Annotated in this window: 18 protein-coding genes and 1 pseudogene; 9 read left to right on the top strand and 10 right to left on the bottom strand. The window is 68.8% G+C overall.

Translation table 11 applies throughout. The annotated features are described in order from the left end of the window. Positions 1-359 precede the first annotated feature (359 nt). Positions 360-962 carry a chloramphenicol phosphotransferase CPT family protein gene (locus ACLLJJ_RS00610; RefSeq protein ID WP_434587272.1) on the bottom strand — a complete coding sequence of 201 codons (603 nt, stop codon included), beginning with the start codon at positions 960-962 and terminating at the stop codon, positions 360-362. Between the two features lie 192 nt (positions 963-1,154). Continuing rightward, on the bottom strand, positions 1,155-1,415 hold the full coding sequence (locus ACLLJJ_RS00605; RefSeq protein WP_434587271.1) for a hypothetical protein: 261 nt from the start codon (positions 1,413-1,415) through the stop codon (positions 1,155-1,157). A gap of 263 nt (positions 1,416-1,678) precedes the next feature. On the opposite strand from ACLLJJ_RS00605, the gene ACLLJJ_RS00600 reads away from it, so the two are divergent. The 3 genes from ACLLJJ_RS00600 to ACLLJJ_RS00590 all read left to right on the top strand — a co-directional run bounded on the left by ACLLJJ_RS00600 (position 1,679) and on the right by ACLLJJ_RS00590 (position 4,491). Beyond that, positions 1,679-2,887 (top strand): serine hydrolase domain-containing protein, encoded by a 1,209-nt coding sequence (locus ACLLJJ_RS00600; protein ID WP_434587270.1) that lies wholly within the window; start codon positions 1,679-1,681, stop codon positions 2,885-2,887. A 306-nt stretch (positions 2,888-3,193) separates the two neighbouring features. After that, positions 3,194-3,763 (top strand): sensor histidine kinase, encoded by a 570-nt coding sequence (locus tag ACLLJJ_RS00595; protein ID WP_434587269.1) that lies wholly within the window; start codon positions 3,194-3,196, stop codon positions 3,761-3,763. Next, positions 3,760-4,491, top strand: coding sequence for a response regulator (locus ACLLJJ_RS00590; RefSeq protein WP_434587268.1), 732 nt, complete (start codon positions 3,760-3,762; stop codon positions 4,489-4,491). Before ACLLJJ_RS00595 ends, ACLLJJ_RS00590 begins: the two co-directional genes overlap by 4 nt. 147 nt (positions 4,492-4,638) lie before the next feature. Here the strand turns inward: ACLLJJ_RS00590 and ACLLJJ_RS00585 are convergent, their stop codons facing one another. Together ACLLJJ_RS00585 and ACLLJJ_RS00580 are read right to left on the bottom strand one after the other, a co-directional pair. After that, a complete protein-coding gene (locus ACLLJJ_RS00585; protein WP_434587267.1) occupies positions 4,639-4,917 on the bottom strand; it encodes a hypothetical protein in 279 nt (92 codons plus the stop codon). Positions 4,918-5,310: 393 nt separating this feature from the next. Beyond that, entirely contained in the window at positions 5,311-6,561 is a 1,251-nt protein-coding gene (locus tag ACLLJJ_RS00580) for an MFS transporter (protein ID WP_434587266.1), read from the bottom strand. 113 nt (positions 6,562-6,674) lie between these two features. Here ACLLJJ_RS00580 and ACLLJJ_RS00575 point away from each other — a divergent pair, with 113 nt between their 5' ends. Further along, the gene (locus ACLLJJ_RS00575) at positions 6,675-7,613 is read left to right on the top strand and encodes a LysR family transcriptional regulator (protein WP_434587265.1); all 939 of its coding nucleotides are present in this window, start codon (positions 6,675-6,677) and stop codon (positions 7,611-7,613) included. Between the two features lie 309 nt (positions 7,614-7,922). On the opposite strand, the gene ACLLJJ_RS00570 is transcribed toward ACLLJJ_RS00575, so the two are convergent. Next, entirely contained in the window at positions 7,923-8,858 is a 936-nt protein-coding gene (locus tag ACLLJJ_RS00570) for an alpha/beta fold hydrolase (RefSeq protein WP_434587264.1), read from the bottom strand. A gap of 48 nt (positions 8,859-8,906) precedes the next feature. Between ACLLJJ_RS00570 and ACLLJJ_RS00565 the strand changes: the two genes are divergently transcribed. From ACLLJJ_RS00565 to ACLLJJ_RS00555, 3 genes and pseudogenes are all read left to right on the top strand, one after another. After that, on the top strand, positions 8,907-9,641 hold the full coding sequence (locus tag ACLLJJ_RS00565) for a TetR/AcrR family transcriptional regulator (protein WP_434587262.1): 735 nt from the start codon (positions 8,907-8,909) through the stop codon (positions 9,639-9,641). Between the two features lie 46 nt (positions 9,642-9,687). Beyond that, positions 9,688-10,695 (top strand): annotated as a pseudogene (locus ACLLJJ_RS00560) (MFS transporter); the annotation flags it as partial. Next, entirely contained in the window at positions 10,692-11,915 is a 1,224-nt protein-coding gene (locus ACLLJJ_RS00555; RefSeq protein WP_434587260.1) for an FAD-dependent monooxygenase, read from the top strand. The pseudogene ACLLJJ_RS00560 and the gene ACLLJJ_RS00555, both read left to right, overlap by 4 nt. A 57-nt stretch (positions 11,916-11,972) precedes the next feature. Here the strand turns inward: ACLLJJ_RS00555 and ACLLJJ_RS00550 are convergent, their stop codons facing one another. Continuing rightward, entirely contained in the window at positions 11,973-12,776 is an 804-nt protein-coding gene (locus ACLLJJ_RS00550) for a GlxA family transcriptional regulator (protein WP_434587258.1), read from the bottom strand. Positions 12,777-13,081: 305 nt separating this feature from the next. Here ACLLJJ_RS00550 and ACLLJJ_RS00545 point away from each other — a divergent pair, with 305 nt between their 5' ends. Further along, on the top strand, positions 13,082-13,906 hold the full coding sequence (locus ACLLJJ_RS00545) for a dienelactone hydrolase family protein (RefSeq protein ID WP_434587256.1): 825 nt from the start codon (positions 13,082-13,084) through the stop codon (positions 13,904-13,906). A 249-nt stretch (positions 13,907-14,155) separates the two neighbouring features. On the opposite strand, the gene ACLLJJ_RS00540 is transcribed toward ACLLJJ_RS00545, so the two are convergent. Then, positions 14,156-14,431, bottom strand: coding sequence for a hypothetical protein (locus tag ACLLJJ_RS00540; RefSeq protein WP_434587254.1), 276 nt, complete (start codon positions 14,429-14,431; stop codon positions 14,156-14,158). Between the two features lie 143 nt (positions 14,432-14,574). Then, positions 14,575-14,775 carry a hypothetical protein gene (locus tag ACLLJJ_RS00535; RefSeq protein WP_434587252.1) on the bottom strand — a complete coding sequence of 67 codons (201 nt, stop codon included), beginning with the start codon at positions 14,773-14,775 and terminating at the stop codon, positions 14,575-14,577. Between ACLLJJ_RS00535 and ACLLJJ_RS00530 the strand changes: the two genes are divergently transcribed. Continuing rightward, positions 14,775-18,146 carry a LamG-like jellyroll fold domain-containing protein gene (locus ACLLJJ_RS00530; RefSeq protein WP_434587250.1) on the top strand — a complete coding sequence of 1,124 codons (3,372 nt, stop codon included), beginning with the start codon at positions 14,775-14,777 and terminating at the stop codon, positions 18,144-18,146. The genes ACLLJJ_RS00535 and ACLLJJ_RS00530 overlap by 1 nt on opposite strands. Positions 18,147-18,237: 91 nt before the next feature. Here ACLLJJ_RS00530 and ACLLJJ_RS00525 read toward each other — a convergent pair whose 3' ends face one another. Together ACLLJJ_RS00525 and ACLLJJ_RS00520 are read right to left on the bottom strand one after the other, a co-directional pair. Further along, positions 18,238-20,589 (bottom strand): AbfB domain-containing protein, encoded by a 2,352-nt coding sequence (locus ACLLJJ_RS00525; RefSeq protein ID WP_434587248.1) that lies wholly within the window; start codon positions 20,587-20,589, stop codon positions 18,238-18,240. A 76-nt stretch (positions 20,590-20,665) separates the two neighbouring features. Beyond that, positions 20,666-23,047 (bottom strand): RICIN domain-containing protein, encoded by a 2,382-nt coding sequence (locus ACLLJJ_RS00520; protein ID WP_434587246.1) that lies wholly within the window; start codon positions 23,045-23,047, stop codon positions 20,666-20,668. Positions 23,048-23,241: the final 194 nt, after the last annotated feature.

The following is a 23,241-nucleotide window of genomic DNA, read 5'->3' as shown; positions in this document are numbered from 1 at the left end:
AGTTGTCCTCAGCAAGAGGGAGTTCTTCTGCCGTATCGGTCAGGAACATGATGATGTGGCCCATGCGCCTGTTCCGAGGAGGGAGGGGCGGGAAGGCGCCCCGTGTTCTTGGTCCTCTGTGTGGCGTTTCGGGCGGTGGCGTGCGGAGCGGCCGGCCGCCGTTGGCGCGGGTTCCGGAGGTCGCCGTCGGGGGCGGGGCCCGGTGGGCTGTGTGGGGGCGGGACAGGGGGAGAGCGTGAGGGAGTGCGAGGAAGGCAGGTCGAGACATGGCGGCTCTCCATTGAGCTACCAGGTGCAGTTCGATGTGCTCGCCGCCTCCTGGCCACCGTCTACATGCTGCTTGCCGCCGCGGCCGATCGTTACCAATCTCTGCGGAGGTCCAGTTTCGGCGTCGGCAGTTCTTGGCTGGCCATCAGGTAGTGTCGGTGGAGACGGGTGAAAGCGGTGGGGTTGGAACGCTGCGCGAGGAACTCTTTGATCCGCTGTGCGCATTCGCGTGGGCTCGCCGTACTGGTGTCGCACTCCAGGTCATAGTCGCCGTGGGCGTGGACCAGGTCGAATTGGTGCGCCGCGAGGCCTGCAGGGCGGTCACCTCGGGCCAGCTCGCGGCGGGCCAGCTCGTCCAGGGGGCATTGCACGCCGACAAACAGTACGTCTTCGGGCGGCAGTATCGTCAGGCAGTCGAGCAGCCGCCACGGCTCACTCAGCACATGGTCGACCACGATGTCGTTGCCCACCTCGGCCATCGCCGCAATCGAGCGGTGGAAGCCCATCCTGGTCCGCCGCAGCGCGGCGTCGAGTTCCTCCGCACCGAGATCCCGCTTGCTGCGCATGGCATTGAAGCTGTCGACCGACAAATGGAAGAAAACGCCGTCGTCAAGCATGTCCAGAAGCTCCCTGGCGATGCTCGATTTCCCCGAACTGGACGTGCCGTTGAGGAAGATGATTCGGCTGGATGTCATGTCGGCATGGTCACACGGTGTCACTGCGCCTCCGCGTTGGGGGACGTCCAATTGATCTCGGCACCCCTCCGCCGACACGCAGCGAAGTTTCGCCAACGAGCGTGCTGATTTGCGACTGTGCTGCGTCGTCGCACGTTCGCACGTTCGGCTATGTGCCTGAAATCGTCAGACCCTATTCACAGGTCCGGGCGTCTACGGTCGCTCGCCGTTGGCTTCCGGGAGTGAGGTGCCGGGACGCGAACCGAAAGGGCAGGGGCCACGGCGCATACGGAGTTCGACAAGTAGGTGGAAGGGAACGCTGAGTCCCTCACGCTCGGGATCGGCCGTGCCCCGGACCGGGCGGACGAACCTCTCCACCCAGCCGGTGAAGCGTGCCTGCTCGGCCGCGTCGACGCGGCCGTCAATGGGCTCGGTGATTTCGTCGAGCCAGGCCTCGCGAAGAAGGTGTGCCACACGCTCGCGTAGGTGCCCTGGCACCCCGGCTCCACCGCGGGCAAACGGACAGCGCAAGCCCCCGGGTCCACGTCCCAGAGGTCATGTCGGCATGCCGTCGCGCCCCGGCTGATCGCTTCGGGATCCAAGATCGGCCACGTGTCGAGGGCGAACACCGGTCCAATCGAGTGAACTCGCAGGGACGCCTGGCGCAGGAGGACCTCCCACCAGACGCCGGATGGTTCCTTTGCCCCTCAGCCCCGATCCGGAAGAAGTGGCCCGACATGCGACGTACTTCCTCCCGACGTCTGTTCGCAGCTGCGATTTTGGTGGCGTCCGTACTGGCCCCGGTGGCGGCGGTTCCCGCTACCGCCGACACTGCGGCCCGCCTCGCGCGCGTCGATCAGCAGGACCAGGGCGAGCGCCAGCCGGGCGGCCTCGGCCGCGACATGACCGCTCGGCTGGACAAGGCCATCGAGGACGTCCGCCGGGAGGCCGGCATCCCTGGCATCGCCGTCGGGCTTTGGATGCCGGGCAAGGGACACTACGGACGCGCGACCGGGCTCGCCGACACCGCCACTCGCGAGCCGATGACCACCGGCCTGTACACGCGGATCGGCAGCGAGACCAAGACCTTCACGGTCACCGCGCTGCTCAAGCTCGTCGACGACCGGCGGATCCGGCTTGACGACCCGATCTCCCGCTACGTCCACGGCGTGCCGAACGGCCGCCGGATCACGCTGCGCCACCTCGCCGAGATGCGCAGCGGCCTGTTCCCGTACACCAACGACCCGGACTTCGTGCACGATCTGCTGAGCGACCCGGGCCGTTCGTTCACCCCGCGGGAGGTGCTCGCGTACGGCTTCAAGCACAAAAATACCTTCGCGCCTGGCAAGCAGTTCCAGTACTCCAACAGCAACCTGGTCCTTCTCGGTCTGGTGATCGAGAAGGTCAGCGGCCACCGGGTCGCCGACTTCATCCACAAGCGGGTGCTCCGCCCGGCCCACCTCGACCACACGCTGTTCCCCAGCGGCGGCGAGTTCCCCGAGCCGCACGCGCGCGGTTACACCAACCAGACGCTGAGCGGCGAGATCGAGGACTCCACCGACTGGAACCCCAGTTGGGCCGGATCGGCTGGGGCGATGATCTCGAACCTGCACGACCTGCGCCGCTGGGCCAAAACGGTCGCCACCGGGACGCTGCTCAGCCCGGAGACCCAGAAGCAGCGGCTGCGGATGCTGCCGACCGGCTACCCCGGTACGAGCTACGGCCTCGGCATCTTCAAGAGCGGCGGCTGGATCGGGCACAACGGCTCCATCCCGGGCTACGAGAGCGTGACGGTCTACCTTCCCTCGCAAAAGGCGACTTTGGTGCTGCTGCTCAATACAGACATCCCACATGACGGCCAGGAGCCGTCGTCGCTGGTCGCCCGAGCGATCACTCAGATCGTTACCCCCAAGAACGTCTACGACCGTCCTGTCCCCCCGCGCTAGAAGTTCCCCACCCGCGCCAATGGCTGCCCTGAACGACACACCCCCGGGCAGTCACTCACCGGCTTCGTAGCGAGTGAGCGAGCGTGTAGCGGACGTGGTAGCCCTTCATGCCTGCCTCGGTACCCAGGGCGATGAGCATGCTGCTGGTCCGCCTGGTCGACCATCTGGTTCGGCTCGGCGAGCGAGTGGGCTTCCGGGACCGGTGTGAAGTGGTTGCGGCGGAAGTAGCCGATCATCCCTTCGCCCCGCCCTTCTCGTGGGCGCCTTCGGTGCCAGGGCGGCAGTAGAAGAGTTCTCGATGTTGAAGTGCGAGCGGAAGCCGGCCCATCGGTCGGCCTCCACCCCGAACTCGTACCGCCCGCGCTGCAGCGGATCGAACAGGCGGGCTCGGAGGCACTGACCTCGATGCGGCACATGGTGGGGATGCTGCGCGACGCCGACGGCGAAGTGACACTGACACCGCTGGCGGGCATCGGTGAAGTGCGTACGCTCGTCGAGGAGTTCTCGGCCGTCGGCGGCGCCAGGGCCCGGCTCGAGCTGGAAGGGACCCTCGACGACCTGCCGGTCGAGGTGTCCACCACCGCGCACCGGGTGGTGATGGAGGCCCTCACCAACGTACGCAAACACGCCCACGGGTGCACCGAGGCGCGGGTGTGTGTGGACCGCTCGGCAGACGGGGTCACCGTGCGGGTCAGCGACGACGGACGGCCGCGCCACGTTTCCCAGAGCGGCTTCGGGCTGAAGGGCCTGGCCGAGCGGGTGGGCCTGATCGGCGGGGACGTCCAGGCGGGCCCGGTGACGGCCGGCGGTTGGGGCGTCGAGGCCACGCTCCCGGTGTCCCCGGCCGCCTCCCCGGCGAAGGCGGTGGCGTCATGACGATCCGTGTGCTGATCGCCGACGACCAGGCCATGGTCCGTGCCGGGTTCGCGATGATCCTTGCCGCTGAGGACGACATCGAGGTCGTCGGGGAGGCGAAGGAAGGGGTGCACGCGGTGGAACTCGCCGAGCGCCACCGGCCCGACGTGGTGCTGATGGACATCCGCATGCCCCGCATGGACGGGTTGGAGGCGCTGCGCAGACTGCCCCTCCCCGGCACGGTGATTCCGCCGAAGGTCGTCGCGGTCACGACGGTCGACGACGACGAGTACGTCCAGCGCGCTCTGAGCGAAGGCGCCTCCGGGGTTTTGATCAAGGACTCGGGCCCCGCCCTCCTCGTCGAGGCCATCAGGGCGGCCGCCTCCGGCGAGGCGCTGGTGAGCCCGGCCATCACGGTCCGGCTGCTACGGCGCCTCAACAGCGCCGTGCCCGCCCCCCGGGAACCGCACACCGCACTCTCCGCGCGGGAGAACGAGCTGGTGCGCCTGGTGGCCAGAGGACTGACCAACGCCGAGATCGCCACCCGACTGACCATCTCGGTCAGCACGGTGAAGACTCATCTCGCCAACGTGCAGCTCAAGCTCTCCGCCCGCAACCGTGTGGAGATCGCCGCCTGGGCCTGGGAATCCGGGGCCGTCGACGGGCGAGGACGAGAGGGTGGGCCCACTTCGGGGACCGGGCCGGCGCACGAGATCACGCCGTTGACCGCGGGCGGCCTCGTGTTCTGACGGCCAGGCAGATCTCCGCAGGGATACCGCCACGCCCGCGGCAGCGCCGTCGCCTCAATTTCCGGGAGCGTAGGAGGTCTTCGTACTCCGCTCTGCCGTCGCCGTGGTACGCCCTCGTGCTTCACCGGGCCGGGTCTGCCGCCTTTGCTACTGAAGGCGGCAGACCCGGCCGGGACGGCGAGTTGAGATCCGTCGTCCCGGCCGGGAGAGGGTGCAGGCGAGGTAGAGGGCTTGGACGGAGTCGGGGCGGGTGATCAGGGCGGGGGTGCCGTAGCCACTGGCCTGGAGGTCGGTGGGGGCGGACCAGGTGCTGCCGTTCTGCGTGCTGACGCGCAGGGTGCGGGTCACGGTGCGCCAGCCGAGGTACAGCTTTCCGACGGCGGGGTCCGGTGCGGGGGCGGACCCGGTGAACGTGGACCGGCGCACCGGGTCGTCCAGGGCGATGGCGACGCGATACAGGGTGCCGTTGTGCGTGGCGAGGGCGGGGCTGTCGGTGGTAGCCCAGCCCCGGATGGGCGTGGTCTCGCTCCAGCCGCCGCTGGTGCGCTTGTGTCAGTACACGACCTTGTCGAATCCCAGGTGCATGCAGTAGAGCGCACCGTCGTGCACGGCGACACCGGGCGGAACCGGGTGCCGATGCCGTGGGTCGGGCTGCCGGCCTGGGCGAAGTCGGTTGACCAGTACAGACGGTGGGCGGCGACGTCCGTGCAGAAGAGGCCGGGAACGCCATTGGAGGCGGCTCCGGTGGCCGTGGTGGGGCGGCGGGCCGAAAAGCGAGCCCGATCCGTGCTCTCGTTCGTGCCCGGGGTGCCTCCGGGTTCATGTTCGGCGGAGGCCGGCAGCTGCGATGGCCAGCGCGAGTCCTGCCGCGGACACCGGGACGACGTACCCCGTCACCGTCCCCATGTGCTCCACCATCCAGCCGGCGGTCGCTGAGCCGGCGGCTATCCCGCCTAGCAGTGCGGTAACGCTGAGCGTCATGCCCTCGTTCAACTGGCCCTTGGGGGCAACCCGTTGAACCAGCGTCATCCCGGTTACCATCGTCGGTGCCGTGGCCGCGCCCGCCAGAAGCAGACCGCCCGCCAGCGCGAGCAGCGAATCGGTCGAGGAGGCGGCGAGCAGCGGCAAGGACATCAGTGCCGTCATCCCGGCCAAGCACCAGAGCAGTCGGCGCCGGACGTTGAGGGCCGGGCGCAGCGATCCGTACAGCAGCCCCGCCACGCATGAGCCGCCCGCCTGGAGCGCCAGGACCGCGCCCCCGGCGTGGGCGATCGTGATGACTTCCATGGCTCCGAAGACCGCGCCGGTGGCGAGGAAAGTGGCAAGCAGCGCGGGAGTGCCGCGGGTGCGCAGCAGGGAGCGCGCCCGGGTGCGGGGCGCTACTGGGGGTTCCGTGGCGCGCTGGGCGGTGAAGATCAGCACGCCGGTCATCAGCAGGATCGCGCCGATCAGCGTTCCGGCTTCGGGGAAGAGTGCCGCGCACAGGAGTGCGGCGAGTGCGGGGCCCAGCATGAAGCACATCTCGTCGGCGGCTTGTTCGAAGGAGTTCGCGGTGTGCAGGGCTGCCGGGTCGCCGCGGTGCAGATGGGCCCAGCGGGCACGGGACATGCCGCCGGTGTTGGGCGTGGTGGCGGTGGCGGCGTAGGCGGCGAAGAGCGTCCAGGTCGGGGCGTGGTAGTGCACGCAGAGCAGCAGCGTGAGCGACCCGAGTGTGGCGATCGCCGTGGCAGGCACGGCAATCCTGGCCTGGCCGTAGCGGTCGACGAGCCGAGCCGTCCAGGGTGCCACGATGGCGGTCGCGGCGAGTCCGGTCGCGGTGACTGCCCCGGCCAGGGTGTACGAGCCGCGCGACCCGGCGATCATGAGGATGGCGCTGACGCTGAACATCCCCATCGGCAGACGGGCGATCAGATTGCCGGCAGTGAAAGCGCGGGCGCCGGGGGTGGCAAGCAGACGGCGGTACGGGTTGGCGGAGGTCTGTCGGGCCGGGGCGTCGGCGGTGCGCGGGGCGATTACCAGCAGTTCTCCGGAGACGGCGTACAGGGGCGTGGTGGGAGTCTCGTACGGCATGGGGCAACCCTCGCGGCGCCGGGCCGGGTCAGTCCAACACCTACTTCGCCCTTATTCACGCACATACGTTGTAAGTTCGAGCTGTGACCTCATCCGATACGGATCCTCGTCTGTTGCGCGCATTCGTAACCGTCGCCGAGGAACTGCACTTCACTCGCGCTGCCGCCCGGCTTTTCCTCGCCCAGCAGGCACTCAGCCGCGACATCCGGCGGCTGGAGCGCGAGCTCGGAGCGGAGCTGTTCGTACGGACCACCCGGCAGGTCTCGCTCACGTCCGACGGCGAACGGCTGCTGCCGCACGCCCGCCGGGTCATCGCCGCCCACAACGATCTCGGCGCCGCCTGGGCGGTCCAGACGCGCCCGCTGCTGGTCGACGTCAGCGCCCCGATCGGGACGGGCCACCGGCTGCTCGGACTGGCCCGTAGGGAGACGCCGGGGGTGGAATACGTGGCGCGTTATCTGAGTGGGCTCACAGGGGCGGCGGCGGAGATCCTGGCGGGGCGGCTCGATGTGTCCTTCGGTCGGGTGGCGGGGCTCGATCCGGCGGTACGAGCGGGGCTGGCACATCAGCCGGTCTGCTTCGAGCGGCTGGCTGTCCTGCTGCGCGACGACCATCGCCTGGCTTCGCTCGCTGAGGTCCCGGTGGCGGCGCTGGCCGGGGAGCGGCTTTACGCGGCTGCGGGCAACCCGGCCACGGCGGAGTGGACCGACCTCGCGGCGCGGCTGTTCGCGGGGCGGGGAATCGAACTGGTGGCGCCCTTCCCGGAGATCGTGGGTGAAGAGGAGTTCGTACGAGTGGTGCGGAAGCAGGGCTGGTCGGTGTTGGCGAGCACGGAGTTCATCGAGGTGCCGGGCATGGTCGTACGGCCGCTGATCGCTCCCGTGCCTCTGTCGCCGGTGTCGCTGGTATGGCGCAAGGGACTGAGGCACCCGGGGGTGGACGCGCTCCGGCAGGTCGCGGCGGGGGTAACGGCGGCGGAACGAGGGCTGGAGGTGCCCGCCGGGAGCTGGCTTCCCGAGGGGGATCTGGCGCTCATGTCGCAGGCGGGCTGACGATGCGGCAATAGCACGGCCCCATTTCGAGTGAGACGTCTCGTGCCGCCGGTGCCCGGCAAGGTTCAGAGTCGGATTCTCATGCAGCAGGCAGACACCGGGTGGCGGCCGACCCTGGGCACGCACCGGAGTGTCAGAGGTGGCTGCCAGGATGTCGGGATGACCACCGGCCACCTCACTCTGCAGCAGCTCGCCTCGCCCGGCGACGCCACTAGCCAGATCCACCACGCCCTCGCCGAGTGCTGGGTCGAAGTCACTGACGGGAATGTCCTGCGAAGTCCTTCATGCGCCAGTCGCCCTCTGGGTGCTTCAGTTGGCGGGCGGTTGGGGCCGGTGGTGAGAGACGGCGGCCAGTTTCCCGAGTTCGGTGGTGATGATGCCCCAGGCGCACTCGGGAAGTTCATGGCCGACTCGAGGCAGAAGAACCATGCGGGAGTCGCGGATCCGGGATGCGATCGCCTTTGCCGCGCTGGGTTTGATGAGGGGGTCATCCTCTCCGTGGAGGACGAGCGTGGGCTGCGTGATGGCGCTGATCGGCGGGCCGTGCCATTGGGCGCTGATCTGGCGGCTCTGTGCCTGTGGGTCGTGGATGCCACTGTCGATGTTGTTCGCGGCGGATGCCCGGGCGGCTCTTTCGTCGAAGGGGCGGTTGGACGAGGCGAGGAGCGCGGAGACGGCGACGCCGGCCGCTACGGCGCCCTCGGGGGTGTCGGGGAATTTCAGCCGGGCGAACTTCGCCAGGGTCCCCATCCGTATGTTCCGCATGGTCCGCAGGCCCGCGATGTCTCCGGGAACCGAGGCCATGGTCGTGAGCGTACGAACGCGCCCCGGGTGTCTCAGCGCGACGCGCTGGGCGACTGCTCCGCCGAGGGAGACACCCCACAGGTGCGCCGACCGCCACCCCAGTGCGCGCATTACTGCAACGGCGTCGTCCGCCATGTCCTCGGCCGTGTAAGCCGCTCCGCGCTTGGTGAACAGTGCGGAGATGGGGTTGCGATTGGTGGTGGGCGGAAAGTGGGTCGATTCCCCGCCGTCGCGCTGGTCGTACCGGACCACCGCGAAGCCCTGCGCGGCCAGCATCCGGCACAGTCCGTCCGGGACCCAGTGCCGGTTGGCGCCCAGCCCGGTGACCAGCAGGAGCGGTTCACCGTCGGCCCCTTCGGCCAGCTGGTCGAATGCCAACCGCACCGAGCCGTTCTCGGCCCAGCGGGTCGGGCTCCACGGGTGTGCCGATGACGAGGACATGAGAACCTTCCGTTACTGGGATCAGCGTTCGCAGTTTTAGAATATGGGATGCGCTGTGAACTTGGGAAGGCAGGGGAACGAGTGGCCCAGGAACCCGTGAACGTATGGGAACGGCCGGAACGTGGTGCCCGCGGCCCCGCGGCGGTGCACAGCCGCGCACAGCTCACCGCTGTCGCTGTCGGCCTGGCGGACCGAAGCGGCCTGCCCGCGGTATCCATGCGTCAGGTCGCCAAGGAATTGGGCGCCGGACAGTCGTCTCTCTACCGCTACATCTCCGGCCGTGAGGACCTGCTCGACCTGATGGCGGACGCGGTGACGGGAGAGGTGGACCTCGACGTCCCGCTCAGCGCCCCCGTTGAGGATCTGCTCGCCTTGGCAGTCCGAACCAAGGCCGTCCATCTGCTGCACCCCTGGCTGGCCGAAATCCCGCCGGAACCTCTCCGGTTGGGCCCGCGAAGTCTGGACTACCTGGAATACGCGTTGCGGGCGATGGCACCAACCCGGCTGCTGGGCGGGACCAGGATGGAAATCGTCGCCCTGATGAGCGCCCTGATCGCACAGTTCGCCCGAGTGGAACTCCGGGGCAGCCGCGCGAACAGCGACCGCCAAGCGGCACAGGTCGCATATCTGGGCAAGACGGCCTCCCAAGGAGACCACCCGCATATAGCAGCCGCCCTCGCGGATCGTGCCGGTTCGGACCCGGCGGAGGACTCGCAGGCGCTGTTCGAGCAGACGATGCGTCGGGTACTCACCGGGCTCGTCCTGCCCAGATCCTCCCGCTGAGCGCGGCGCACCTCGGCCGCGTGCACCCGGCCACCCTTCGGCACCTCCTGCGGGACATTCGAAGGTGGCCATCGGGGTCGTCATCGGCCTGTTCGTGGGGGGTGGGATGGCGGGAACGCTGTCGGCCGGCCCCGTGGCCGAAGGGCTGTCCCGACACTGGATGTTCGCGCTGCCGACGATCGCGGTCATCGGCGCCACCATGCTGGTGAACCGGCTGATGCCGCATGATCCGCCGGGCAGGTCGGACAACGCCGGCATCGACTGGCCCGGCCTGGTCCTCCTGAGCGGGACGCTGGTCACGCTCGTGCTCGTGCTCGCGCTGGCGCCCGACATCGCCTCGCAGCCCCTCGTGCTCGGCGCCCTCCTCGTGGCTGTGGCCGCCTTCGTGACCGGATGGACAGCCGTTGAGCGTCGCGCGGCTTCTCCGATGGTCGATCTGCGCATGCTGGCACGGCCGGCAATGTGGAAGTCGTGCGTGCTGACGTTCGTGATCTGCGTCGGTGCCTCGGTGGCGGTCTACCTCGTCCCGCAGCTGTTGGCGGTGCCCGCCGATGAGCACGGTTTCGGCGCCAGCGCCACCGAGATCGGCTTCTTCCTGCTGCCCGGCGCCGTGGCCGCGTCACTGGCCGGGCCGATCGGCGGGATCGGGGCGCGGCGTTTCGGCTCGCGTGCCGTGGTCACCGCCGGGATCGTCATCATGGCCGCTGCCCTTGTCGCCCTGGCAGCCACGCACTCCGAGACCTGGCATCTCGTCATCGGCAAGATGATGATCGCGCTCGCCAACGGCCTGTGCGTCACGGCGTTGGTGACCAGCACCGCCACATCCGTCGATCAAGGTGACACCGGCATCGCGACCAGTTTGGTCCTGGTGACGCGCGTGATCGGCTTCGCCGTGGGTGGGCAGGTCAGTGGCGCGATCCTCACCGCCGGGACCCCTGCCGGGTCGGATATCCCGGCCGAATCGGCCTTCGTCACCGGCTTCGTCATAGCCGGCGCCGTCACGGCACTGTCTCTGCTTGTCGCCGGCACCATGAGTAAAGGAGCCAAGGAATGACCCGCACAGATCCGTTGAGCGATACCCGTACCACGCCGAGGCGCACGGTCCTGATATCCGGGGCCGCCATCGCGGGGCCCGCACTCGCATTCCGGCTGCACCGCCACGGATTCGCGGTCACGGTGGTCGAGAAGGCGGCCGCGATTCGTGACGGTGGTTACCCCATCGACATAAGCGGCACCGCACTTGAGGTCGTCCGGAGGATGGGAATCCTGCCGGAACTGCGGGACGCGCACATCGACCTGCGCCGACTGACCTTCCTCAACGGGGACGGCAGCGAGGTGGCGTCGGTCGACCCGCGCACCGTCACCGGCGGTGTCGCGGGCCAGGACCTGGAGGTGCGGCGCGGGGACCTGACCGGTGCGTTTTACACGGCGGTCCGTGACGACGTGGAGTTCCTGTTCAACGACTCCATCGACATCCTCGACCAGTCCGGCCACGGCGTCGATGTCACCTTCCGCGGCGGCAGCAGGCGTACGTTCGACATGGTGGTCGGTGCGGACGGTCTGCACTCACGTACCCGCGAGTTCCTGTTCGGCCCCGAAGAGCAGTTCCACCGATACCTCGGCTACTGCTTTGGGTTCACCATGCGCAACACCTTCGGGCTCTCCGACGAGCTCATGATGTGGAACACCCCGGGCAGGGCCGCGGCGCTCTACGCCGTGGGGGACAGCGACGACGGCGAGCACGCCTTGCTGAACTTCGCCCACCCGAGGGCGCCGTTCAGGGCGTTGCGGAACCCGGAAGCCCAACGGGGCCTGGCGGCCTCGGTCTTCGCCGACGCGGGATGGGAGGTCCCGGGCATGCTTGCCGCCATGCACGACGCGGATGACCTGTTCTTCGATGCGGTCAGCCAGATCCGTATGCCCCGCTGGTCCAGCGGCCGGGTCGCGCTGGTGGGCGACGCCGCGTACGCACCCTCGTTCCTTACCGGACAAGGCTCCAGCCTCGCGCTCGTCGGCGCGTACATGCTCGCCGGTTCCCTGGACGACCGGGACCACCCTGCGGGCTTCGCCGCCTACGAACACAACACCCGAGAATTTGTGACCGTAAACCAGGATCAGGTCGGCGAGGGCGATGCCACGCTTTTCCCGACTACCGCTCGGGCCCTGGAGCAGCGCAACGACATGCTGCGCAACCTCAGCGCCATGCCTCCCGCGGAGGGACGACCGGCCCATTCGGCCCTCACTCTGCCCGAGTTCATGCCCATGACGACGTGAGCCCGGGTACGCGTGCCAGCGCCGATGGGGGGCGTCACCGGCGCTCGGGGCCGGGTTTCATGTCTCCGTTCGTCGGGTGGATCCATGGTGATCGCAGCGACGCTGGAACATCGCACGGTACTCGCTCGGCCGCCGGCCCGTGTGTCTGGCGAAGATGCCGCTGAACGTTCCAGGGTCGCGGTACCCGACGTCGGCGGCGATGCCGGCAATCGTCCTGTCGGTCGACTCCAGCAGGTGTCTGGCCCTGCGCACCCGGGCCCTCTGCAGGTACGCAAGCGGGGTCTCGCCGGCTTCGCCGCCGAAGCGACGGAGCATGGTTCTCGTGCTGACGTGGAACTCCTGGGCGAGGGTGGACAGGTCATAGCGAGCATCGAGGTTCTGATCGAGCCACCGCTTGACCCTGAGCGAGAACTCCCTGCCCAGAGTGGGTATGAGACCCGAGTCGACGTAGGGAGCCTGAGTGGAACGCGCATCGTCGACAAGCGCGATACGCGCGGTGCTACGGGCTACGCGGGGGCCGTCGTGCTCACGGATGAACTGCAGCGCGAAGTCGTACATGGCACTGAAGGCCGCTGTGGTCGTCACCCCGCGGTCGGTCACCACCAAGCTCTCCGGGCGGAGGCGAACATCGGTGTACCTGCGGGCGAACCGATCCGCGAACAACCAGGACGTGGTTGCCTCACGCCCGCCGAGCAGCCCGGCTTCAGCGACAAGGAAGGCGCCCACGCAGATCGATACGACAGCGGCCCCCGAGGCCGCTTGCGAGCGAATCGAGGCCACTTCCGGTCCCAGATTGGTGAGAGTCGCGTCGAGATCGAGCGTGGGCGAAAGCTCGAAACCCGGCACGATCAGGACGTCCACGGGGCGAAGTGCCGAGACGTCGAGGGCCGAGCCGCCGGACGCGATCACCCGCCGACGGGGCGAGATGACCGACGTCTCGTAGCCCGGCTGGTCCGACCCGTGCGCCGCGGCGACGTGCGTGGCCATCGTCAGGAGGTCGGGGACTCCGAATACCTCCGATGCGAAGCAGCCGGGGTAGGCCAATACACCAACTCGCAGTAGACTCATGCGATCCCTCCGACGCCGTTGGAGGGTGGCGATATTACCGGGGTACATGGCGATGCCGCCGATTCTCAGAAGGTCGGCCGCTCAGCATCATCTCGGGCATGACAATCATGCGAGGACAGAGCGACCCCCTGGACGACTTCTCCCGGAGAGCCGTTAGCGTTGATGGCGTCGACAAGACCGTATACGTCGTCGGGTCGGGACCGGCAGTCATCCTCATGCCTGAGATGCCGGGTATCAGCCCCGACGTCGCACGGTTCGCGCGTTGGGTGCGTGATGCCGGTTTCTCCGTGTACCTGCCCTCTCTTTTCGGCGTCGACGGCGCCTATCCGCTCGCCGAGGCACGCGAGACCGTCGTTCGACGCGCTTGTGTCAGCGCCGAGTTCCGGGCGTTCGCCGGTGGCGGCACAAGCCCCGTCGTCGCCTGGCTGCGCGGCCTCGCCCGCCTGGCGCACGCCGAGCGTGGCGGGCCTGGCGTCGGCGCCATCGGTCTGTGTTTTACCGGCAACTTCGCCTTGACCATGGCACTCGAACCCGCTGTCATCGCACCAGTGGTCAACCATCCGTCACTTCCGCTCGACGACCCCGCCGGGCTGGAGATGAGCAACGAAGATGCCGCTGCGGTGGCTGACCGCGTAGCGCGAGACGGATTGAAGGTTCTCGCCTACCGCTTCGACAAGGACAGTTGGTGCACTGGTCAGCGGTTCGCGGTGTACCGAGCGCTGCTCGGGGACGCATTCGACGGCCGTGTACTCAAAGCCGAGACGGCGAACACGGCCCCTCCGCCCTTCTTCCGTGACGTCGTCGGCTGCGCCCACAGCGTCGTCACGGCGCACCTCGTCGACCAGGAAGGTCACCCCACCGTGCAGGCCCGGGACGAGATCATCGACTTCCTGGCCGAGCGGCTCGGGACGCGGCCGGAATGAGCCCTTGGTGCTCTGTCGCCCGGCGATGACACACGCTCAATCTTCCCTACGTTGTTCGGCGAGACGCGGTGAGCCCCCTTTGTGTGGTTCATCCACCGAGGGGCGTCGGGTGTGGCATTCAATCTTCTGCCAGCGGAGGCTTCCGGCGATTGGCCGCCCGACGCTCCGCGACGACTGCGGGAGCCGGGTGCGAGCCTGCTGGGATGAACGATCTCGGCGACGCGCACCTGCGCAGCCGGACGCCGCGCTTCATGCCCCCTCGCAGCCGACACCCAGGATCGGCTTGCCCGGCTGGGCGAGCGCGAGGTGGAGACGCAGGACGTCGTGGAAGAAGTGGAGTTCCTCGGTCGCCTCTCCGAAGGACTGTAAACAGCCGCTACCGCAACACAAGCGGTGGTTCTTGATCCGACGCCAACAGACGAGTGCGCATGCGAGGGTGAGGAAGGCCCGGTGGATGTCATCGCAGATCTTCCAACGGATCCGCAGGCGGCGAAACCAGCGCAGATGGGCGAATGCGCGCTCCATGAATCGGCGTTGGGCGCCCGCGCCGGAGCCGGGTTCGGTGCTGCGGCGCGGGCGATCAGCGGCTTCACACCAGGAGCCCAGACCGGTCGGCGGCATTTGGCGTGGTCGTAGGCGCGGTCGCCCAGCAGCGTACCGGGCCGTCTTCATGGCCGTCCGACCGCGCCGGCAATCGCCTGGATCTTCTCCAGCTGTGGCATGAGGCCGCTGCGCGCGAGCCCGCCGGTGTGCCTGGCGGGGACGGCGACGGGCGGGCCGGGGGAGATAGCGCCCTGCGAGTCACAGATTTCTATCGTTGAAAATTCTGCGTGCACGACCGTTGTGCGGCGTTCGATGTTGTGGCTCAATGTTCGACTATGTGCAGTGCCTCACAGTTTCGAGGCACCCCCGGCTCATCGACGAGGACGACGCCTTGAGACGACAAAACTCGCGCCCCCGTGCCCTTTTCAGGGCCCTGACCTGCGCAGCCGCGCTGCTGATACCGGTCGGAGCCGCCGTGGTCCCGACGGCGGCCGCCGCACCCGCCGCGCCGGCCGGAGCCACCGCGAAAGCCTTCGCCGCCGACGATCCGGTCACCGACGTCCACGGGCTGAAGGGGGAGTACTTCCGTATGTCCGCCCCGGGCGCCCGTGACTTCGCCGAGCTCGGCGCCACGGCCCTGGACCCGGAGATCAACCTCCCCGGCCTGACCGGTACGTTCGAGTCCGCAACCGGCAGGACCGAGCACACGACGGCTCGTTGGACCGGACAGCTCGAAGCCCCCGAGACCGGCGACTACACCTTCTCGGCCATCGGGGACAACGGGTTCCGTCTCTTCCTCGACGGCATCGTTGTCATCGACCACTGGGTACCGGACTGGGACAAGGAGCAGCGCAGCAAGCCGATCGCCCTGAAGGCGGGCGAGAAGCACGAATTCAAGCTGGAGATGTTCCAGGACGTCGGCGGCGCCAGCATGTTCCTGCGCTGGCAGAGCGACTCGGTCAAGAAGCAGATCGTGCCCGAGTCCGCGTTCACCCCGCCCGCCGACTTCGAGGTCTACCCGGTTGCCCTGAGCGTCGCTGCCAACGGCAAGCGCCTCCAGGCCACCTTCAGGGACCGTGTCTCGGACTACTGGACGGTGAAGGACCACCTCAAGATCGAGGTCGACACCTCCCCGATGCCGGTGAAGTCGGTGACCCGGGCCTCGAACAACCCGCGCGCGCTGATCATCGATCTCGCCGCTCCGGTCCAGAAGGACCAGCGGGTCAAGGTCGTCTATGACGGCAAGGGCGGACTGAAGTCGGGTACCGAAACCGTCCCGGCGATCGGCCGCACAGCCAAGAACCTCTCCACGCACCGGCTCACCACCGCGTGGGGCGACAAGCTGGACGTCAACAACCCGCTGCCCGAGTACCCCCGGCCGCAGCAGGTCCGCGACCAGTGGAAGAACCTCAACGGGCCCTGGGAGTTCGCCGGAGCCACCGAGGGCGAGCAGCCGGTCTTCGGCAAGAAGCTCGACGAGCGGATCATCGTGCCGTTCCCGGTCGAGTCCCAGCTCTCCGGTCTGGAGCGCGACGAGGACCACATGTTCTACCGCAAGCTCATCACCGTGCCGAAGAACTGGTCGGTCGGCAAGGGCGGCAACGACGGCGCAAAGGGCAAGGGCTCCTCGGACAAGCGGTTGAAGCTCAACTTCGACGCCGTCGACTACCAGTCCACGGTCTGGGTCAACGGCACCAAGGTCGCCGCACACACCGGCGGCTACACCGGGTTCAGCGCCGACATCACCGACGCGCTCAAGGGCAGCGGCCCCCAGGAGATCGTCGTCGCCGTCACCGACAAGACGGGGCCGAACCAGCCCAAGGGCAAGCAGTCCACCAACCCCGGCGGTATCGTCTACACCCCGTCCTCGGGCATCTGGCAGACCGTGTGGATGGAGCCGGTGGCGCCCGCCGCCATCGATTCCCTGACCACCACCCCGGACATCGAAACGGGCCGCCTCGCCGTCACCGTCAACTCCGCCAAGGCGTCCGCCGATGCCCGGATCACCGCCGTCGCCCGGGACCGCAAGGGCAAGGTCGTCGGCACGGTCACCGGACCGGCCAACAGCGCCCTGAGCCTGAAGGTCAAGAATCCGCACCTGTGGTCGCCGGACGACCCCTACCTGTACGACCTCGACGTCCAACTCTCCGACGGCCGCTCCAAGGACGGCGTCGAGAGCTACTTCGGGATGCGCCAGCTGAAGATCGCCAAGGTCGGCGGCTACCAGAAGCTCGTCCTCAACGGCAAGCCGTTCTTCTCACTCGCCATGCTCGACCAGGGCTTCTGGCCCGACGGTCTGCACACCCAGCCCAGCGACGCGGCCCTCACCTTCGACCTGAAGGCGCAGAAGGACCTCGGCTACAACGCGGTCCGCAAGCACATCAAGGTGGAGTCGCCGCGCTGGTATTACCACGCCGACCGGCTCGGGCTGCTGGTGTGGCAGGACTTCGTGTCCGCCGACATCGACAACGACACCGGCAAGGACGCCTTCCTCTCCCAGGGAAAGGAGATGATGAAGCAGCTCCACAACTACCCCTCGATCGGCGGCTGGATCGTCTTCAACGAGGGCTGGGGCGAGTGGGACCGGACCGAGACCGGCAAGATCGCCGAGGACGTCAAGGCGCTGGACCCGTCCCGTGTGGTCAACGCGCACAGCGGCGTCAACTGCTGCTCGTCCAAGGGTGATTCGGGCAAGGGCGAGATCATCGACCATCACGACTACGTGAACAACGACGCGCCGACCCCGGACCACCGCGCCGCGATGGACGGCGAGCACGGCGGCTTCACGCTTCGTACCCCCGGGCACATGTGGCCGGGCGCCCCCGCCAACATCTACAGTGGGGTCGCGGACAAGGCCGCCCTCACGGCGAAGTACGTCGACAACACCCGTACGTACTATCTCGCTGCCGCCGGCGCTGAGCTGTCCGGCTCGGTCTACACCCAGGTCAGCGACCTGGAGAACGAGCTGAACGGGCTCTGGACGTACGACCGCCGCGACATCAAGGTCGACCCGAAGAAGGTCCGGGAGATCAACCGCCAGGTGATCGCCGCAGGGGCCAACGCCGGTGCGCGGGACGAGCTGAAGGGCGGCGGTTTTTGGTCGCTCGACGAGAACCAGGGCGCCACCGCCCGCGACAGCGGTCCCAACAAGGCGCACCTCGCCCTGGAGGGCGGCGCGTCCTGGGCGCCGGGCGCGAAGGGCTCGGCGCTGAAGTTCAACGGCGAGGGGCAGTACGCCCAGAGTGCCGGTCCGGTGGTGGACACCACCAAGGACTACTCCGTCTCCGCCTGGGCCTCGCTGGACACCCTGCCCGGCAACTACGCCACCGTCGTCAGCCAGGACGGCAGGCGCACCGAGAACCCCTTCTATCTCCAGTACGGACAGGGGGCGTTCGCCTTCTCCACCCCGGGCGGCAAGCGCGCCCGCCTGGAGATCACGCCGGAGACCGGGAAGTGGTATCACCTGGTCGGCGTCCGGAAGGGCGACGAGAGCACGCTGTACGTCGACGGGAAGGCCGTGGCCACCACCGCGGCCGGACCGGCCGATGTGAGCACCGGTCCGCTCTCTGTCGGGCGGGCCCAGTACGCCGGTGCGAAGGGCGACTTCTGGAACGGCTCCGTCGACCAGGTCGGGGTCTTCGACAAGGCTCTGACCGCCGATGAGGTGAGCGCGCTGCACGGCCGTCAGAAGCCGTAGCGGGCACCCACGAGGTCGGCCCGGCGACGTACGGGAGAACTGTCCCGTCGTCGCCGGGCCGACCGGTCACGGCCTCAGCGGCCTCGACGCATCATGGGGCCCAGGGGGCGTCCACCGCCCAGGTGGTGTCCTCGGCGAACAGGGCCGGGTTGTCGAAGGCCCGCCCGCCGCTCGGGGTGGCGAGCCACACCTCGGAGTCGATGTGTCGCAGATAGCTGCCGGGGAGGTTGGCGCTGGTGAACCGCACTCCGCCGTTCCCGGCGATCGCGCACCAGGTGGCATCCGCCTTGAACAGCGCGGAGTTGTCGTTGGCGTCGCGACGTACCCGGAAGTCCTGGTGGCGCAGGAACTCACCGGGGTAGTTGCGGGACTCGAAGGAGTAGCAGTTGCTGTTGGCGAGACCGGTGACGACCTTCCAGGTCGCGTCCGCCTTGAGCACAGCGGAACTGCCGCTGTTCACCACCTCGGTGCGGGCCAGGGAGTCGATGTGGCGCAGGTGCTTGGTTGTATGCCCTGGGGTGGTGACCCGTAGCGATTTGTACTGCCCGGTGGGCAGTGTCACCGGGGGAGCGGGGTTGCGGGACGCGTTGATCAGGGCCTGGTTGGCGGCCTTCACCCGCGCCGTGTCCACCTTGACCACCTGGCGGTCGTAGGTGAGGAGCCCGTTCGCCTCGTTCTCGACGTCGGTGATCTCCGTGTAGACCGACGCGGAGAGCCCGGCGGGCAGTTGGCCGACGCGGATGCTGTCGAGGAGGCCGGTGAACCGGTTGTTCAGCGCAGCGATGCTCGGCTGGTCCTCGTAGCTGAAGCCGCCGCCCGGATACCACTCGTGGCCCGGCACCTTGTAGCCGAGGCCGCCGAACTCGCCGAGGACGGCGGCCCGGGTCGCGGTCGGGGCGGTGTTGCCGGGGCCGACGTAGATGTGGTTGTCCACCACGTCGCCGTTGCCCCCGTCGACCGAGCCGCAGCAGTTGACCCCGCTCATGTTGTTGACCAGCCGTGAGGGGTCCTGGGCCTTGACCTCGTTGGCGATCCTGGCCTGGTCGTACTGTCCCCACCCCTCATTCTGGTTGACCCACATGACCACCGACGGGGAGCTGCGGTGCTGGTCGATGACGGCCCGGTACTCCGTCTCCCACTGGGTGCGGGCGGGACCGTCCGGAACCTTGCCGGTGTCCATCGCCGGCATGTCCTGCCACACCAGCAGGCCCAGCCGGTCGGCCCAGTAGAACCATCGCTGGGGCTCCACCTTGATGTGCTTGCGGACCATGTTGAAGCCGAGGTCCTTGTGCGCCTGAAGGTCGTACTTGAGCGCCTCGTCGCTCGGCGCGGTGTAGATGCCGTCCGGCCAGTAGCCCTGGTCCAGAGTGCCGCTCTGGAACACGAACTTCCCGTTGAGCACCGGCCGCAGGATGTTGTCGACCTTGGCGATCCCCACGGACCGCATGCCCGTGTAGCTGCCCACGGTGTCGGTGACGGCCGAGCCGTCGAGGAGGTCGGCCCGTACGTCGTACAGGAACGGGTCCTCGGGGCTCCACAGCCGCGGGTTGGCAACGGGGACGGAGATCTCCCCGCCCTCCGGGCCGGTCGCCGTCCCCACGACGGTACCGCCGCTGGAGACGGTGACCCGGGCGCTGCGGCCTGCCGCGCCCGCCGTCTGGACCTTCACCCGCAGGGTGCTGTTGCCCAGGTTCGGCGTCATGTCGAGGCGGGTGATGTGGGCGGGCGCCACGGGCTCCAGCCAGACGGTCTGCCAGATGCCGGAGGCCGCGGTGTAGAAGATCCCGCCGCCCGGGTGGGGCTTGACGTCGTTGATGCGCTGCTTGCCGACCGCCTGGCCGCCGGTCTGGCTCGGGTCGTACACCGATACCACGACCGTGTTGGTTCCGCCGCCCAGCTGCGGGGTGATGTCGTACGAGAACCCGTCGTAGCCGCCCTTGTGGGCCCCGACCTGGGTGCCGTTGACCCATACCGTCGTCTGCCAGTCGGACGCGCCGAAGTGGAGCTTCACCCGGCGGTTGTCCCAGTTGGCGGGGACGGAGAAGGTCCGCTTGTACCAGAGCTTGTCGTTCTCGGTGATCCGGCGCTGAATGCCGGAGAGTGCGGACTCGGCGACGAACGGGACGCGGATCTGCTCCGGGAAGGCCGTGGGCTGCCCGGCATCACGGCCGGTGACCGCGAAATCCCAGATGCCGTTGAGGTTCGTCCAGTCCGGGCGGGTGAGCTGCGGGCGCGGGTACTCGGGCAGCGGCTTGTCGACCGGCACCTGGTTGGTCCACGGCGTTGTCATGGGCGCCGGCTTCGGCGTCCATGCGGCGGGCGCGGCGGTGGCCGGAGCGGCGCCGCTGCCCACGAGTGCGGTGGCCACGAGGGCGAGCATGCCGGTGGTGGCCGTTAATCTCCGCCACCAGGTGCGGTGGCGTGGTGCGGGTGCTGGTCGCATGGAGGAGTTCCTTTCGCGGTCATGCTGAAGGACTCCCCGCGCCGGAGTGGCGCGGGGAGGGGTAAGAGGAGAGCGCTCAGAGGAGCCGCCACAGGTGGTCGGCCGTTCCGTTGTCGTCGTACTGCACGACATGGGCGCTGTCGTTGGTGGACATTCCGTCCACCCCGAGCACCTTGTCCGCGTGCCGGTTGCGGATCCGGTACCAGCCGGCCCCGTCCGGGACGAGCCGCCACAGGTGGTCGGCGGTGTCGTTGTCGTCGTACTGCACGACGTGCGCGCTGTTGGCGGTGGACATCAGGTCGACGCCCAGCACCTTGCCGGAGTGCCGGTTGCGGATCCGGTACCAGCCGTCGCCGTTGGCCACCAGCCGCCACAGGTGGTCGGCCGTTCCGGTGTCGCCGAACTGCACGACGTGCGCGCTGTTGGCGGTGGACATGCCGTCGACGCCCAGCACCTTGCCGGAGTGGCGGTTGCCGATCCGGTACCAACGGTCCGCGAGCCACGGTTCGCCGTCAGGGCGGGCCGTCGGGAAGGACGTGATCCGCAGCCGCGCCGCGCCCATCGGCACGAGCGTGACCTCCTGGACCGGCTCGTCGGAGCGCGCGGGGCTCGGCTGGAGGGGGGCGACCACGTGCTCGTCGTCCACCGTCCACTCGGGGATGCGCCGGGCGCGGGCGGTGATGGTCAGGGGGGTGCCCTCCAAGGTGAACGGGTTGTCGCCGGGAGCGCGGCCCGTGGAGCGGTGCTGCAGGGAGGTGGTGGGGCGGGCGCTGTCGAGGACGAGGCCGTAGTTCCAGGGGCTGGTGGCGTGGACGGCGTACTCCGGGAAGGTGTCGCTGCCGCCGATCCGCTCGTAGCGCTCCGCGATGCGCAGCGAGTACGTGAGCGGGCCGTGGTCGACGCTGACGGAGTTGTGGTTGTCCGCCCAGGTGCGTACGGCGGTCTGCTGCGGCAGGCGCAGGGTGACCTGCTGTCCGTTGACCTGGATCTGCGGGTTCGCACACCACGCGGGGATACGCAGTACCAGGGGGAAGCGCAACGGTTTCGGCGAGGTGAGGGAGAGCGTGACGGTGTCGGTGAAGGGGTAGCCGGTCTCCTCGGTGAACGTCACCTCTGTGCCGTCCGCGACCTTGGCGCTCACCTGGCTCGGCGCGTACATCGCCGCCGCGAGACCGCCGTCCGGGGTGGCGAGCCACAGTTCTTCGGTGAAGTACGGCCAGCCCATGCCGTAGTTGTGCGGGCAGCAGCGGTACTGGTCCACGCCTGGGAGGAAGGCCAGCATGGCGAAGCCGTTCTGGAACTGGCGGTCGCGCTTGGGCAGGTTGTCCAGATCCACACTGTTGGCGCAGGTGATGTAGTGCACTGCCTTGCCCGAGGGGTCGAGCGAGGCCGGGAGCGAGTTGAAGGCCAGCTCCTCGCAGCGGTCCGCCCACAGCGGGTCCCCGGTGATCCGGGTGAGCAGCTGGTGGCTCGCCATGAACTCGACGATGCCGCAGGTCTCGAAGCCCTGTCGGGGGTCGCCGTGCCCGGGCCGGGCGTTCTCGTCCCCGGCGAATCCGCCGCCGGGGAACTGGCCGTAGGCGTCCATGGCTCTGGTGTACGTGCGGTAGGTGTCGCGGGTGTCGGTGGCCGAGCCGCTGCGCAGTGCGAACTGGGCGGGCTCGCGGAAGCCCTGCGCGATGTTCACGTTGTGCGGGTTGACGAGGTTGTCGCCCCAGTCGGCCCCGTACCGGTGGATCTTGTCGACGAGGTCCAGGAGGAACGCGTCGCCGGTGCGGTTGTAGAGCCACATGATGCTGTCCAGGCCGTCGCCCCAGCGCAGCGCGATCCAGCTGGTGTCGAACGCGCCGCGGCCCTGGGCGTTCATATAGCGGAAGAATTTGCTGAGGAACGGGATGACGCGGGTGTCGCCGCTGTACTCCTGCCAGGAGCGCAGGGCCTGGATCAGCGGGAGGAACGGCCAGAAGTCGGGGCCGCCGTTGAGGGAGGTCCGCAGTGCCTTGGGGCCGAAGAAGCCGTCGGGCTGCTGGGTGGCGAGGATCGCGTCCATCCAGCGGCGGGTGGCGGCGAGTGCGGTGGTGTCACCGGTGACGATCGCGAGGTCGGTGTAGCCCCGGAGCCAGTACGGCGCCTCCTCCCAGCCGCCGCGCTCGGGGCGTACCCAGCCGGTGGCCGTGAAGTCGAGGAAGTGCGAGAACTCCTCGTAGCGGCCGCACAGCCCCTCCAGTTGGAGCCGGAGCTGACCGGCCAGCCAGCCCCGCGCCCGTACCGCGCCCGGGGGAAGCTTCAGGAAGGCGGTGGGGTGCAGGGGAGCCGCGTTGGGGTGGTAGTGGCCGCCCGGGGCGGCCGGCGCGCGGCTGTGGTGGGGTGTCGCGGCGGTTGCCCATCGGCTCGTCGGGCCCATGGCCAGGGCGGTGGCTGCCGCGGTGGTGATGAGTTGCCTTCGGTTCAGGGGCATCGTTGGCTCCTGCTCTTCCGGCCCGGTCGCTGGGCGGCGGCCGGTTCGGTGGGGGTGGCTGCGCGGCACCGTGGCCGTGCAGTGCGGGGCTGCGGGCGGTGCGAAGTGGCCTGACGTGCGGCTGAGCGGTGAGCGGGCTGCTGCCGGGCGTGGGGCGGGGGGCTGTCCGGCCGGGGGAGCGGTGGGGCGGTCGG

This window comes from Streptomyces sp. A5-4 (assembly GCF_051131715.1).
Lineage (GTDB): Bacteria > Actinomycetota > Actinomycetes > Streptomycetales > Streptomycetaceae > Streptomyces.
The sequence above is the reverse complement of the archived record's forward strand: the minus strand, read 5'-3'. Positions and strand labels throughout refer to the sequence as shown.

Bases quoted from the DNA above. Each gene is read 5' to 3' on its own strand.
- ACLLJJ_RS00590 (WP_434587268.1), top strand. From the start codon at position 3,760: ATGACGATCCGTGTGCTGATCGCCGACGACCAGGCCATGGTCCGTGCC.
- ACLLJJ_RS00545 (WP_434587256.1), top strand. From the start codon at position 13,082: ATGACAATCATGCGAGGACAGAGCGACCCCCTGGACGACTTCTCCCGG.
- ACLLJJ_RS00555 (WP_434587260.1), top strand. From the start codon at position 10,692: ATGACCCGCACAGATCCGTTGAGCGATACCCGTACCACGCCGAGGCGC.
- ACLLJJ_RS00520 (WP_434587246.1), bottom strand. From the start codon at position 23,047: ATGCCCCTGAACCGAAGGCAACTCATCACCACCGCGGCAGCCACCGCC.
- ACLLJJ_RS00525 (WP_434587248.1), bottom strand. From the start codon at position 20,589: ATGCGACCAGCACCCGCACCACGCCACCGCACCTGGTGGCGGAGATTA.
- ACLLJJ_RS00565 (WP_434587262.1), top strand. From the start codon at position 8,907: ATGCGCTGTGAACTTGGGAAGGCAGGGGAACGAGTGGCCCAGGAACCC.
- ACLLJJ_RS00540 (WP_434587254.1), bottom strand. From the start codon at position 14,431: ATGGAGCGCGCATTCGCCCATCTGCGCTGGTTTCGCCGCCTGCGGATC.
- ACLLJJ_RS00610 (WP_434587272.1), bottom strand. From the start codon at position 962: ATGACATCCAGCCGAATCATCTTCCTCAACGGCACGTCCAGTTCGGGG.
- ACLLJJ_RS00530 (WP_434587250.1), top strand. From the start codon at position 14,775: ATGTTCGACTATGTGCAGTGCCTCACAGTTTCGAGGCACCCCCGGCTC.
- ACLLJJ_RS00600 (WP_434587270.1), top strand. From the start codon at position 1,679: ATGCGACGTACTTCCTCCCGACGTCTGTTCGCAGCTGCGATTTTGGTG.
- ACLLJJ_RS00580 (WP_434587266.1), bottom strand. From the start codon at position 6,561: ATGCCGTACGAGACTCCCACCACGCCCCTGTACGCCGTCTCCGGAGAA.
- ACLLJJ_RS00570 (WP_434587264.1), bottom strand. From the start codon at position 8,858: ATGTCCTCGTCATCGGCACACCCGTGGAGCCCGACCCGCTGGGCCGAG.